General features: G+C 71.1%; 9 protein-coding genes and 3 pseudogenes. 9 read left to right on the top strand and 3 right to left on the bottom strand.

The window, feature by feature from the left end; translation table 11 throughout:
• Nucleotides 1–5: 5 nt before the first annotated feature.
• The 6 genes from ACWY4P_RS38705 to ACWY4P_RS38680 all read left to right on the top strand — a co-directional run bounded on the left by ACWY4P_RS38705 (nt 6) and on the right by ACWY4P_RS38680 (nt 6,196).
• The gene (locus tag ACWY4P_RS38705) at nt 6–1,046 is read left to right on the top strand and encodes a LacI family DNA-binding transcriptional regulator (RefSeq protein WP_456205239.1); all 1,041 of its coding nucleotides are present in this window, start codon (nt 6–8) and stop codon (nt 1,044–1,046) included.
• A 115-nt stretch (nt 1,047–1,161) separates the two neighbouring features.
• Nucleotides 1,162–2,052 (top strand): phosphatase PAP2 family protein, encoded by an 891-nt coding sequence (locus ACWY4P_RS38700; RefSeq protein ID WP_456205238.1) that lies wholly within the window; start codon nt 1,162–1,164, stop codon nt 2,050–2,052.
• Nucleotides 2,053–2,381: 329 nt separating this feature from the next.
• Nucleotides 2,382–3,170 carry an HAD family hydrolase gene (locus ACWY4P_RS38695; RefSeq protein ID WP_456205237.1) on the top strand — a complete coding sequence of 263 codons (789 nt, stop codon included), beginning with the start codon at nt 2,382–2,384 and terminating at the stop codon, nt 3,168–3,170.
• A 157-nt stretch (nt 3,171–3,327) separates the two neighbouring features.
• Nucleotides 3,328–4,443 carry a threonine synthase gene (locus ACWY4P_RS38690; RefSeq protein WP_456213201.1) on the top strand — a complete coding sequence of 372 codons (1,116 nt, stop codon included), beginning with the start codon at nt 3,328–3,330 and terminating at the stop codon, nt 4,441–4,443.
• Nucleotides 4,440–5,072 (top strand): helix-turn-helix transcriptional regulator, encoded by a 633-nt coding sequence (locus ACWY4P_RS38685; protein ID WP_456205236.1) that lies wholly within the window; start codon nt 4,440–4,442, stop codon nt 5,070–5,072. Before ACWY4P_RS38690 ends, ACWY4P_RS38685 begins: the two co-directional genes overlap by 4 nt.
• Nucleotides 5,073–5,182: 110 nt before the next feature.
• Nucleotides 5,183–6,196 (top strand): GlxA family transcriptional regulator, encoded by a 1,014-nt coding sequence (locus tag ACWY4P_RS38680; protein ID WP_456205235.1) that lies wholly within the window; start codon nt 5,183–5,185, stop codon nt 6,194–6,196.
• 18 nt (nt 6,197–6,214) lie between these two features.
• Here the strand turns inward: ACWY4P_RS38680 and ACWY4P_RS38675 are convergent.
• Together ACWY4P_RS38675 and ACWY4P_RS38670 are read right to left on the bottom strand one after the other, a co-directional pair.
• Nucleotides 6,215–8,860: pseudogene (locus tag ACWY4P_RS38675) on the bottom strand (multifunctional oxoglutarate decarboxylase/oxoglutarate dehydrogenase thiamine pyrophosphate-binding subunit/dihydrolipoyllysine-residue succinyltransferase subunit); the annotation flags it as partial.
• Nucleotides 8,861–8,995 (bottom strand): annotated as a pseudogene (locus tag ACWY4P_RS38670) (hypothetical protein); the annotation flags it as partial.
• A gap of 1,037 nt (nt 8,996–10,032) precedes the next feature.
• On the opposite strand from ACWY4P_RS38670, the gene ACWY4P_RS38665 reads away from it, so the two are divergent.
• From ACWY4P_RS38665 to ACWY4P_RS38655, 3 genes and pseudogenes are all read left to right on the top strand, one after another.
• Entirely contained in the window at nt 10,033–11,184 is a 1,152-nt protein-coding gene (locus ACWY4P_RS38665; protein WP_456205234.1) for a TDT family transporter, read from the top strand.
• Nucleotides 11,185–11,276: 92 nt separating this feature from the next.
• On the top strand, nt 11,277–12,056 hold the full coding sequence (locus ACWY4P_RS38660) for an alpha/beta fold hydrolase (protein WP_456205233.1): 780 nt from the start codon (nt 11,277–11,279) through the stop codon (nt 12,054–12,056).
• Nucleotides 12,057–12,199: 143 nt separating this feature from the next.
• Nucleotides 12,200–12,475: pseudogene (locus tag ACWY4P_RS38655) on the top strand (DUF6368 family protein); the annotation flags it as partial.
• Between the two features lie 5 nt (nt 12,476–12,480).
• On the opposite strand, the gene ACWY4P_RS38650 reads toward ACWY4P_RS38655, so the two are convergent.
• Entirely contained in the window at nt 12,481–12,642 is a 162-nt protein-coding gene (locus tag ACWY4P_RS38650) for a DUF397 domain-containing protein (protein ID WP_456213200.1), read from the bottom strand.
• Nucleotides 12,643–12,651: the final 9 nt, after the last annotated feature.

Raw genomic sequence — 12,651 nt, 5'->3', positions numbered from 1 at the left:
GCCCCATGACCGCACGACTCGCTGACATCGCAGCCCAGGCGGGGGTCAGCGAAGCCACGGTCAGCCGCGTCCTGAACGGCAAGCCCGGCGTGGCGGCGACCACCCGCGAATCCGTCCTGGCCGCACTCGACGTGCTCGGATACGAGCGGCCGGTGCGGCTGCGGCAGCGCAGCGCGGGGCTGGTGGGCCTGATCACCCCCGAGCTGGAGAACCCGATCTTCCCCGCGCTCGCCCAGGTGATCGGGCAGGCGCTGACCCGCCAGGGCTACACCCCGGTGCTGGCCACCCAGACCCCGGGCGGCTCGACCGAGGACGAGCTGACCGAGATGCTGGTGGACCGCGGGGTGGCGGGGATCATCTTCGTCTCCGGGCTGCACGCGGACACCAGCGCCGATATGCAGCGCTACGACCAGCTCCGCGGCCAGGGCGTGCCGTTCGTCCTGGTCGACGGCTACTCCCCCAAGGTGCGGGCGCCCTTCATCTCTCCCGACGACCGGGCGGCGATGCTGCTGGCGGTGACCCACCTGGCCTCGCTCGGGCACACCCGGATCGGGCTGGCGCTGGGCCCCAAGCGGTTCGTCCCCGTGCTGCGGAAGATCGAGGGCTTCCAGCGCGCGATGCAGGAGCAGCTGGGGGTCGGGCCCGAGGAGTCCGAGGAGCTGATCCAGCATTCGCTGTACACGCTGGAGGGCGGCCAGGCGGCGGCCGGCGCGCTGATCGAGCGCGGCTGCACGGCGGTGGTGTGCGCGAGCGACATGATGGCACTGGGCGCCATACGCGCGGCCCGGCAGCAGGGCCTGGCCGTCCCGCGGGACGTCTCGGTGGTCGGCTTCGACGACTCGCCGCTGATCGCCTTCACCGACCCGCCGCTGACCACCATCCGCAAGCCCGTGCAGTCCATGGGCCAGGCCGCGGTGCGGGCCCTGCTGGAGGAGATCGGCGGCACCCCGGCCCCGCCCAGCGAGTTCGTCTTCCTCCCGGAACTGGTGGTCCGCGGCTCCACGGCCTCGGCCCACGGGGCGGGAGCGCGAGGCGGAGGGACATAACCGGGCGTACACCGGACTACGCCACATGCGGGACGGCCCGGAGTAGGACATAAGACGTCAAGAACGGACCGAAGGACGATCTGCCGCCGGGCCGCTTCTGGCAGACTGTTGCCCCATGGGTGAAGCGACTGTGAGGACTCTGGCAAGCCGGACGGCCACTCCGTCGCCCATCGAGGGAAGCAGCACGGAGACCGGTGCACGCCCGGCGCGACCCCATACGCTCATGGACCGGCTGCGCACCCCCCGCAGACCCCGGCTCTGGTTCGAGATCCTCCTCGTCGCCGTCAGCTACTGGACGTACTCCCTGATCCGCAACGCCGTCCCGGAGCAGCGCCACGAGGCGATGCGCAACGCCGGTTGGATCTGGGACTGGGAGGGCCAACTCGGCATGGCCTTCGAGAACGGCGTCAACCACGCGATCGACTCGGTCAGCTGGCTGATCGTAGGAATGAACTACTACTACGCCACGCTGCACTTCATCGTGACCCTCGGCGTGCTGGCATGGCTCTACCACTGGCACCCGGGCCGCTACGCCGCCACCCGGCTGGTGCTCTTCGCGACCACGGGCGTCGCGCTGCTGGGCTACTACTTCTTCCCGCTGGCCCCGCCCCGGCTGATGGCCGGGGGCCACTTCGTCGACACCGTCGTGGCACACCGCACCTGGGGGTCGATGGCCTCGGGCAACCTGGCCAGCATGTCGAACCAGTACGCGGCGATGCCGTCGATGCACATCGGCTGGTCGCTGTGGTGCGGCGTCACCATCGCCATGCTGGCCCGCCCGGTGTGGGTGAAGGCGCTGGGGCTGCTGTACCCGACGGCCACGCTGGTGGTGATCGTGGCGACGGCCAATCACTTCTGGCTGGACGCCGTCGGCGGCGTCATCTGCCTGTCGTTCGGCTTCACCCTGTCGCGGCTGTGGTACGGCAGGCTCTCCTACCGGCTGCCGAGGCAGGTGACGGCGGGGCGGGCGGAGGCCCAGCCGAAGGCCGGGCTGAAGGCGGCGTGAGCCCGGCTGTCAAGGCCGCTTGATCGCACCCGCCCGAGCCGCCATTCTGGCTCAGCATTCAGAGGCTCGATCACCGGCTCGACCATCGCGCGAGGGCAACAGTCCGCGTCGCGCGCGCACCTGCGCGCGTACCCGGGGGCACTGCCGCGGGCCCAAGGACACGAAAGGGATACCGGCACGTGCACACCGCCGACGCCACGCCAGCCACGCCTGCACCATCCACACCCTCCATAACCGGGCGCCGCTTCACCGGTTCGGATGGTTTACCCACCAAGGCACTTCGGCTCCCACGGCCCCGCCCGGACTCCGACGAGTCGCGCTTCCGCCTCGTGGCCACCGACCTCGACGGCACGCTGCTGCGCACCGACCTGACCGTCTCGGCCCGTACCCGCGCGGCGCTCGCCCTCGCGGACCGCGCCGGGGCGCGCCATCTGGTCGTCACCGGCCGGTCCGCCGCCTCCTGCCGGGAGTTCCTGGTCGCCATCGGCTATCAGGGGCTCGCGGTGTGCGGTCAGGGCGCGCAGCTGTACGACGCCTCGGCGGACCGGCTGCTGGCCTCCGCGGCGCTGGACCTGGACCTGGCGCGGGCGGTGGTCAAGCGCACCGAGGAGGAGCTGGGCGGGCGCCCGCTGGAGCTGGCGGTGGTCACCGCCGCGCCCGAGAACCGCTTCGTGATCACGCCGCGCTTCGCCGACCGGGTGCGCCCGGGCTGGGGGCTCGTCGGCAGCCGGGAGGAGCTGTGGGCGCAGCCGATCGAGAAGGTGCTGATGCGCCACCGCGAGCTGCCCGACGGCCGGGTCGCGGCGGCCGCGGCGCTGGCGGGCGGGGACGAGGTGTCGGTGACGCACTCCGAGAAGGGCATGATCGAGGTGCTGCCGGCCGGGGTGGACAAGTCCGTGGGGCTGGGGCGGGCGGCGGAGCGCATGGGCTTCTCGCCCGCGGACACGATCGCCTTCGGCGATATGCCGAACGACATCCCGATGCTGGAGTGGGCCGGGTACGGGGTCGCGATGGGCAACGCACACCCCGGTCTGATCGCCGTCGCGGACGAGGTGGCGCCGGACCATGACGAGGACGGGGTGGCGGCGATCCTGGAGCGCCTGTACGGCCGCCCCTGACGGGGCACCCTTGACCGATCCTCCACAACTAAACAGAATTTCTAAAGTGGACCCTGAACCCAGCCATCCTGAACCCAGCCATCCTGAACCCAACCGCCCTGAACCCAACCGCCCTGAACACAGCCACGCCGAACCCGGCCACCCTGAACCCCACTACCTGGACGAGCGATCCGGCGCCCGCTACCCGCTCAGCGACGCGCGCTGGTGCGGCGACGACGGCGCCCCGCTGACCGTCTCCCCCCTGCCCGGCATCACCCGCGAGGACGTGGACACCGGCGCCCGCTCGCTGTGGCGCTACCGCGCGGCCCTGCCCGTGGACATCGCCGCTCCGGTGTCGCTCGGCGAGGGCTGCACCCCGCTGGTCGAGAAGGCCTGGGGCAAGGTCCCGGTCCACTTCAAGCTGGAGTGGTTCAGCCCCACCGGCAGCTTCAAGGACCGCGGCACCAGCGTGATGATCTCCCTGCTCGCGCAGCGGGGCGTGCCGGAGGTCCTCGAGGACAGCTCCGGCAACGGCGGCGCCTCCGTCGCGGCGTACTGCGCGGCAGCCGGCATCCGGGCCACGATCCTCGCCCCCGAGGCCACCTCCCCCGCCAAGGTGCTCCAGAGCCGGGCGTACGGGGCGCGGGTGGAGCTCGTCCCGGGCGACCGGGACGCCACCGCGGCGGAGGCGCTGCGCCGGTCGGAGCATACGTACTACGCCAGCCACAACTGGCACCCGTTCTTCCTCCAGGGCACCAAGACCCTCGCGTACGAGCTGTGGGAGGACCTGGGCTTCACGGCCCCGGACAATGTCGTCACCGTGGCCGGCGCGGGTTCCACCGTCCTGGGCTGCGACCTCGGCTTCTCCGAGCTGCTGGCCTCCGGCCAGATCCGGCGCCGCCCCCGGCTGCTCGTCGCCCAGCCCGCCAACTGCGCCCCCATCCACGCGGCGTTCCACGCGCAGGGCCCCGCCCCCTTCGCCCCCACCATCGCCGAGGGCACCGCCATCCGCGAGCCCATCCGGCTGCCGGAGGTCGTCCGGGCCGTCCGCCGCTCGGACGGCGACATGGCGGCCGTCCCCGAGGACGACATCGCCACCGCGGCCCGCCGCCTGGCCGCCATGGGCCTGTACGCGGAGCCGACCAGCGCGACCGCGGCCGCCGCGATCGACGTCTTCCGCGCCCGGGGCGCGATCCGCCCGGGTGAGACGACGGTCGTGCTGCTGACGGGCTCGGGGCTCAAGGCAGCGACGGCGATGGGCGCCCTCTTCGCCGACCAGGGAGGCACACCATGACCGCCGAGGACGACCTGCTCCTGCGCGAGACCGAGAAGATCGTCGTCGCCATCGGCCGGATGTTCCCGGGCCTGTGCGAGGTCGTCCTGCACGATCTGCGCGACCCCGAACACGCCATCCGGGCCATAGAGAGCAACCTCTCCGGCCGCTCCGTCGGCGACCCCGCCACCGAGCTGGGCATCGCCCGCATCCAGGACCCCGGCTTCCCGGACATCGTCCAGAACTACCCCAACCGCTTCCCGGACGGCCGCCCGGCCAAGAGCACCTCGATCGGCATCAAGAACAGCGCGGGCGAGTACATCGCCGCCATCTGCCTCAACCTCGACGTCTCGCTGTTCGCCAGCGTCGCCCGCAGCCTCAACAACCTGGTCAGGACCGACGACCAGGAGCAGCCCCTCACCGAAACCCTGCGCGCCCGCACCGCCGACGAACTCCGCACCGTCATCGAGGAATTCGCCGCGGCCCGCGGCCACACCCCGCGCAGCCTCGGCTCCGCCGCGAAGAAGGAGCTCGTACGCTCCCTCAAGACCCGCGGCTTTCTCCAGGTCAAGCACTCCGTGCAGGTGGTGACGGAGCTGCTGGGCGTCTCCCGGGCGACGGTCTACAACTACCTGCGCTCGCCCGCCTGACGGAGCCCGGTCACCACCGGCTCCTCGCGCCGCGGCACTGGTCGGTCTGTTTTGCCAACTCACGGCGTTTAGCATGGACAGTACCCGTATGGCAGGTCCGGAGGCATTCGATGAACCACACCCACGCCGGAACCGGCCCGCTCCTCGTGACGATCCTCGTCTTTCCTGGGGTCCGGCTACTGGATGTGACCGGTCCGATCGAGGTGTTCACTTCGGCGAACGAATTCGGCGGCCGCTACCGGCTGAACATGGTGTCGGCCGACGGCCACGAGGTGACGAGCTCGTCAGGCACCCGTCTCGGCGTCGACATGGCCGTCGAGGACGCGCGCGAGACCAGCGACGTTCTGGTGATCCCCGGGGGTCCGGGCTGGGACCAGATGATCAAGGACGACGCGCTGCTGGACACCGTGCGGAGGCTCGACGCGAACTCTCGGCGCACGGCTTCCGTCTGCACCGGCGCCTTTCTGCTGGCCGCCGCCGGCCTTCTGGACGGCCGTGGCGCCGCCACCCACTGGCGCTACTCACAGCAGCTCGCCCTGCGTTTCCCCACCGTCCAGGTCAAGCCCGACGCGATCTTCGTCCAGGACGGCAAGGTGATGACCTCGGCCGGAGTCAGCGCGGGCATCGACCTCTCGCTGGCTCTCGTGGAAGAGCACTATGGGGCCGAAGTGGCCCGCGCGGTAGCCAAGGACATGGTGGTCTTCATGCAACGGCCGGGCGGGCAGTCCCAGTTCAGCGTTCGCGCCCGTGCTCCGCACACTCGCCAGGAAATGCTTCGCCGGGTGCTGGACGCCGTCGCGGAAGACCCCGGCGCCAACCACACACTGGCCGCCATGGCCCGCCGGGCCGGCATCAGCTCCCGCCAGGTGACCCGGCTCTTCGGCGACGAGGTGGGCACGACACCGGCCCGGTACGTGGAGCAGATCCGGCTGGAAGCGGCGCAGGCGATGCTGGAGACCGGCGACGATCCCATGGCCGTGATCGCCCGCCGCACCGGGTTCGGCTCCCCCGAGTCGCTACGCAGAGCGTTCGTACGGAATCTCAAGGTGACTCCGGGCGCGTTCCGGGCGCGGTTCCACAGCACCGGAGTGGCGGACGCCGGGGCACCCGCGGGTGCCGGCTGAGCCGGCACCCCGTCGGCGTCAGGCGAAGGCCCGCCGGACAACATCCTGCTGCTCGGCGGCGTGACGGCGAGCGGACCCGACCGCCGGGGCAGAGGCGGCCGGTCGACTCACACACCCCACAGGGACGGGGGTCAGGGGGGCGACCCGGGGCCCGACAAAGGTCCACGCACCCTGATTGGCCGGCTCCTCCTGAACCCATCGCACGTCGACGCCGGACGGATACCTGGACAGTTCCGATCGCAGTTCGTCAGCCGGGAACGGGTACAGGCGCTCCAGCCGGACGATGGCGGTCCCGTCCCGTCCCGAGTCGCGCCGGTGCGCGTCCAGGTCGTAGAAGACCTTGCCGGAACACAGCAGTACCCGCTCGACCTGGGCGGGGTCCTGCGTGGTGTCCGGGACGACCGGGCGGAAGGAACCGCCGGTGAACTCCTCCAGGCCGGAGGTCGCGGCCTTCAACCGCAGCATGGACTTGGGCGTGAAGACCACCAGCGGCCTGCGCCGCGCGTCGAGGCCCTGTCCCCTGAGCAGGTGAAAGTAGTTGGCCGGCAGCGAGGGGTTGGCGACGGTCATGTTGTCGTCCGCGCACAGCTGCAGGAAGCGCTCCATGCGAGCTGAGGAATGGTCCGGCCCCTGCCCCTCCAGGCCGTGCGGCAGCAACAGCGCGAGGCCCGATCGCTGCCCCCACTTCTGCTCCGAGGAGGAGAGGTACTCGTCGACAACTGTCTGCGCGCCGTTGGCGAAGTCGCCGAACTGCGCCTCCCACAGCACCAGGGCATCCGGCCGGGCCAGCGAATAGCCGTATTCGAAGGCGAGCACGGCGAGTTCGGACAGGAGTGAGTCGTACGGCGTGAAACGTGCCGCTCCCGAACCGAGCGAATCCAACGGGGTGTGCTGCCGCCCCGTACGGCGGTCGGTGAGCACGGCATGCCGTTGGCCGAAGGTCCCTCGGCGGGAATCCTGCCCGGCCAGCCGCACCGGCACCCCGTCCAGAAGCAGCGATCCGATCGCGAGTGCTTCCGCGGTGGCCCAGTCGACGTTCCCGCCATCGAGCATGGCCGCGCGCCGTCGCAGTTGCGGGAGAACGCGCGGGTGCGGGGTGAAATCCCGCGGCAGGTCGGTCTGGGTGCCCAGGACGCGCCGCAGCGTCGCCTCGGCGACGGCTGTCACGGCCCCGCGGACCGGGGGATCCGCGACAGCGCGAGCCGCAAGCGGCTCGTGGTCGGGCGAGGACGCCCCGGCGGTCTCGGCGAAGGCTCGCTCGAGTTGGCCCCGGTAGCCCCGCCGGGCACGTTCGGCTTCCTGCTCATCGATGACGCCCGCGCCGCGCAGCGACTCCACGTACAGATTCCGCACGGACGGCCGCGCGGCGATGCGGTCGTACATGGCCGGCTGCGTGATGGAAGGATCGTCGACCTCGCTGTGCCCGTGGCGCCGGTAGCAGACCAGATCGACGACAACATCCTTGTGGAACGCCTGCCGGTAGTCGAAGGCCAGCTGTGCCACCCGGACGACCGCTTCGGGATCGTCCCCGTTGACATGAAAGACGGGGGCCTCGACGGTCCGCGCGACATCGGTCGCGTACACACTCGACCGGCCACCGGCAGGCGCGGTGGTGAACCCCAGCTGGTTGTTGATGGCCACGTGGACGGTACCGCCGGTGCGATAGCCCGGCAGCTGCGACATGTTCAGCGTTTCGGCGACCACGCCCTGCCCCGCGAAGGCGGCATCACCGTGGACCACCACGGGCAGCACCGAGAACGGCCCGTGGCCGCCCTCCGCGAGATCCTGCCGCCCCCGCACGACCCCCTGCGCCACGGGCCCCACGATCTCCAGGTGAGAGGGGTTCGCCACCACGGAGACCGCGACCGCGTGACCGTCCGCGGTGTGAAAGGTGCCGGCGGCCCCGAGGTGGTACTTCACGTCGCCGGAGCCCTGCGCGGACCGGATGTCGACCGCGTCCTCGAATTCGTCGAAGATCTGGGCGTAGGGCTTGCCCACGATGTTGGCGAGTACGTTCAGCCGGCCGCGGTGCGCCATCCCGATGACCGCCTCACGCGTGCCCAGCCGCGCGGCGCGCCCGAGCAGCGCGTCCAGCAGGACGATCGCCGACTCCCCGCCTTCCAGCGAATACCTCTTCTGCCCGACGTACTTGGTGTGCAGGAACGTCTCGAACGCCTCGGCGGCGCCCAGGCGGTACAGAATCCGCAGTTGCTCAGCGTGTCCTGGGCGGGGCTGCGGACCCTCCACGCGCTGCTGGATCCAGAGCCGCTCCTGCGGATCCTGGATGTGCATGTACTCGATGCCGGTAGTGCCGCAGTACGCGTCGCGAAGCGTGCTCACAATGTCGCGCAGCGTCATCTCCTGGCGTCCGGCAAAGCCATCGACGGGGAATTCCCGCGCGGCGTCCGCGGCATCGAGGCCGTGTCCCGAAGGCTCCAGGTCCGGGTGGCCGGAAGACGGCTCCGCGGCGAGGGGATTGGTGACGGCCGCCAGGTGCCCGCGGACTCGATACGAGTGGATCAGGGCCGCGACGCGGACCGCCTTGGCCACAAGGTCGGCATCATCCTCGTGCGCTGTCGCTCCGGCACGCCCGGGCACGGCCTCGTGCCCCGTCGCGGACGCCCGGAAGTAGTCCTGCCAGACCACGTCGACGGAATCGGGATCGCGGAGATACCGCTCCCGGAATTCGTCGACGAGCCACTCGTTGATGCCGAATTCCACCTGGTGCGAGACCGAGGGAGTACTGCCTGATTGTGAAGCCACGGCGCAGAACGCCTTCTTTCCACTTACGGAGACCATCACGGACGGCGTGGCCGAAACCGGCCCAGCCGCCGCCTGGGCCGAGGCGGTCCGCGGCAATGAGGACCGTCGGCCTCGTCAGCCCTTCCAAGGTTACGAGGGCTCCTCGGCACGGCGGGGCGCGCGAGCGTGCCAGGACTGCGGCAGATCAGGACGTCGCCGCCCGCCCTCCGGCACCGGCATCCGGTGGCTGACACGGCTCAGGGACGTGGTTTGGCTTTGCGGGCGTGCTGCGCGGCTTTCAGGGTGCGGCGCGCGCCCACCGTGGGACGCCCCCGCAGCGGTGATCTGCTGGATGAAGCAGCCCGGCGAGAAGGCGCCACAGCACGCGCCTGACCGCGTGCGCCCCGCCCCCTGCTCTCCGCGTCGCCGTGACCGGCTGTGAAGGAAAAGGTCGGCCGCCACGCCGTCGACGCGCTGCTGGTCGCCGGACATGAGGTGGTCGGCATCGACCGGACGCCGGCCGGGACGACATCAGCTCGATCGTCGCAGATCTGACCGACTACGGGCAGACCTTCGACGCCCTCGGCTCGGTCGGCTGGGACATCCTCGGCGTGCCCTTCGACGACTCGATCACCTACCCGCGACTCGCGGCGATGGCGCGCTCGGCGGGCTGACAGACCGCTCCCCCACGCCAGGGCGAACCCGGTGGCGCAGTACGCACGTCCCCCGTCACGGCATACGCACGCAGCCGCACGACGAGCCATGGTGCTCCGACGCCTCAACGGATAGTCGGGCGGTTACGTCCCCGCAGGTGACGCCGGAACGCATGGACCGCCCGTTGCCCACCGGCGCTGACCTGGTCTTCGTCGCGTCACCGCCGTCCCGCCTCAGGTTCGGGCGGCACTCCCCGTCACGTCCTGATGTGAGGGTGTTGTGGCACGTGCTGTTATACGGCAGGAACGAGAGGCCGCCATAGCCTCGTGACGCCAACGGGTCGACGGACTTGGCCGCGACCCTCATCTGCTGGGCTTGGGCCACCGGCCGGCCGGTTCCCGACGGTGATTCCCAAGACGAGGAAAGAGGCGTTCCACGCCGTGACACCCCACCCCAGCAGTGCCCGAGCCGTCCCGAGCGAGGGCGAGGTGGACCAGAGGCTCTCCGTCCCTCCCGGCCCCCCGCTGCCCACGGCGAACGTAACACCTCGCCCGCTGTTCGGCCCCAGCTGGTTCGCGGCCGTCATGGGCACCGGCATCGTCGCCAACGCGGCGGCCACCCTGCCCCGAACCTTCCCCGGGCTGCGGGGCGCCGCCACGGTGGTCTGGCTGGGGGCCGGCCTGCTGCTCGTCGTACTGGCGGTCGGCTACGTCCGGCAGCGGGCGCTGCGGCTGCACGCCGCCGATCCGATGCACGCTCAATTCTTCGGCGCGCCGGCCGTGGCGCTCCTCACGGTGGGCGCCGGGGCGCTGCAACTCGGTCAGCCCGTGATCGGGGCGCGGGCCGCGCTGGACGTGGACTGGGTGCTGTGGTCGCTCGGCACCGCACTCGGTCTTGTCACAGCCTGTACGGTGCCGTACCTGATGGTCACCCGGCACCGCTTCGCACCGGACGCGGCGTTCGGTGGGTGGCTGATGCCGGTGGTACCGCCGTTGGTCTCCGCCACGACGGGCGCGCTGCTCGTCCCGCACACGCCTGCCGGGCAGCCGCGGCTGGCCATGCTGCTGGGCTGCTACGCGATGTTCGGGCTCGGCCTGGTGGCGGCACTGCTGGTGCTGGCCATGATCTACAGCCGCCTGGTGCACCATGACGCGCCCACTGGCGCGATGGTGCCCACGGTGTGGATCGGCCTGGGGGCGCTGGGCCAGGTCGTGACGGGGCTGGGTGTGCTGGCCACAGCGGCGCCGAGCGCGCTGCCCGCGCCGTACGTGCGGGGCGCGGCAGTCGTCGCGCTGCTGGGCGGAGTCGGGGTGTGGGGCTTCGCCATGCTGTGGCTGGCACTCGCCACCGCGCTGACCGTGCGGGAGTTCCGAGCGGGGCTGCCCTTCGCGCCCACCTGGTGGTCCTTCATCTTCCCCCTCGGCGCCCTGGTCACCGGCACCGGCGCCCTCGCCGCCCGTACCGGCTCGCACGTGTTCGTCTGGGCTGCCGTCGTCCTCTACACGCTGCTCGTCGCCGCCTGGGCCGTGGTGGCCTGCCGCTCACTGCGCCACGCGGCGGCGCACGCGGGCCGGCGGGAGCCCCGGGCGTAATCCATCGCCGCGGGGCGGCGGCCACCGCGCCCAGGTGTGACTACTCTCGTCTCTCCATCGATACATCGATCTTGACTGCAGGGGAGCAGACCATGCACAACGCCGCCGTAACACCCGAGGGTGACCGGATCCGGTGGGTCGAGCTGCCCGGGCAGGAGCCGCCACGCGTCTACGTGCACGGGCTGGGCGCCACGTCGCCCGCCTACTTCGCGGAGATCGCGGTACACCCCCTCCTGGCCGGCCGCCGTTCCCTGCTGGTCGACCTGCTGGGTCACGGCATCAGCGACCGGCCGACGGGCTTCGACTACACGCTGGAGTCACATGCCGATGCGCTCGCCGAGGCGCTGACCTGCGCGGGTGTCACCGGCGCCGAACTGATCGCGCACAGCATGGGCGGCTCGGTGGCCATCGTCCTGGCCGCCCGCCACCCCCACCTGGTCTCCCGCCTCGTCCTGGTCGACGCCAACCTCGACCCGATCCCGCGCAAGCCCGGCTCTTCGGGCAGCAGCGGTATCGCCGCCTACACAGAGGAGGAGTTCTTGACGGGCGGCTGGGAAGAGGTCCGCGACCGGGTCGGCCCGCACTGGTGGTCCACGATGCGCCTGGCCGGCCGGGAGGCGCTGCACCGCAGCGCGGTCCACCTCACCCGCGGCACCGTCCCCACCATGCGTGATCTGCTGCTGGACCTGAAGATCCCCCGCACCTTCCTGCTGCCCGAGGCCGACGGCCCGCTCCCGGGCACCGGTCCACTCACCGAGGCCGGAGTGTCCGTCGTCGCGATCCCGGACTGCGGACACAACATCATGCTGGACAACCCGCAAGCCTTCGCCCGCGCGACAGCGACGGCACTCGCGGCTCCTGTCCAGGGCTGACCGACCGCACGCCATGGGCGCGGTGTTGGTGATCGAACTGGCGGAAGCACCGTCCAACTCCGCCATCCAACGACTCCACGACTACTTGGTGGCCCTCCTCGCCATGCCTCGAGGAGAAACGGATCGGCGAGTACAACCTCCATGTGCGGACGGAGAGCCTCGGCATCGCGGACACCGGCGGTGTCGCCGGACATCGGCCGGTCCTGGTCTCCCTGATGGGCCCCGGAATCGGCGACGAGGAGACCTTCGAAGCCGAACACGCCGACGAGGTCGACCAGAAGCCGCTCATCGCCTACACCCCGACCTACGCGGTCGACGTGCATGCCTTCTGCAACAGCCCGGTCGATCATGTCGTCCTGGCCTTGCTGACCGCCGGAAACATGGGCGTGCTCGGCGGCGTCGCCAACGCGGAGTTGCGCGAGGATCAGGTGCGGCTCGTGTCCGGGCTTCCCGGGGTGGTGGTGATGACGGCGGTCGGGTCGTCGCTCTCGCGCAGGAGTATGCGGTTGTGCGGCGAGGCAGCGACCTCCAGGCAATCGGAGCTGATCTGACCGCTACTGAAGCTTGACTTCCGCCACGAAGGCATGAATGAGGT

This window comes from Streptomyces sp. LZ34, from assembly GCF_053890475.1.
The sequence above is the reverse complement of the archived record's forward strand: the minus strand, read 5'-3'. Positions and strand labels throughout refer to the sequence as shown.

Coding starts and splice junctions, on each gene's coding strand:
- ACWY4P_RS38705 (WP_456205239.1), top strand. CDS start 6: ATGACCGCACGACTCGCTGACATCGCAGCCCAGGCGGGGGTCAGCGAA.
- ACWY4P_RS38685 (WP_456205236.1), top strand. CDS start 4,440: ATGACCGCCGAGGACGACCTGCTCCTGCGCGAGACCGAGAAGATCGTC.
- ACWY4P_RS38650 (WP_456213200.1), bottom strand. CDS start 12,642: ATGCCTTCGTGGCGGAAGTCAAGCTTCAGTAGCGGTCAGATCAGCTCC.
- ACWY4P_RS38660 (WP_456205233.1), top strand. CDS start 11,277: ATGCACAACGCCGCCGTAACACCCGAGGGTGACCGGATCCGGTGGGTC.
- ACWY4P_RS38700 (WP_456205238.1), top strand. CDS start 1,162: ATGGGTGAAGCGACTGTGAGGACTCTGGCAAGCCGGACGGCCACTCCG.
- ACWY4P_RS38680 (WP_456205235.1), top strand. CDS start 5,183: ATGAACCACACCCACGCCGGAACCGGCCCGCTCCTCGTGACGATCCTC.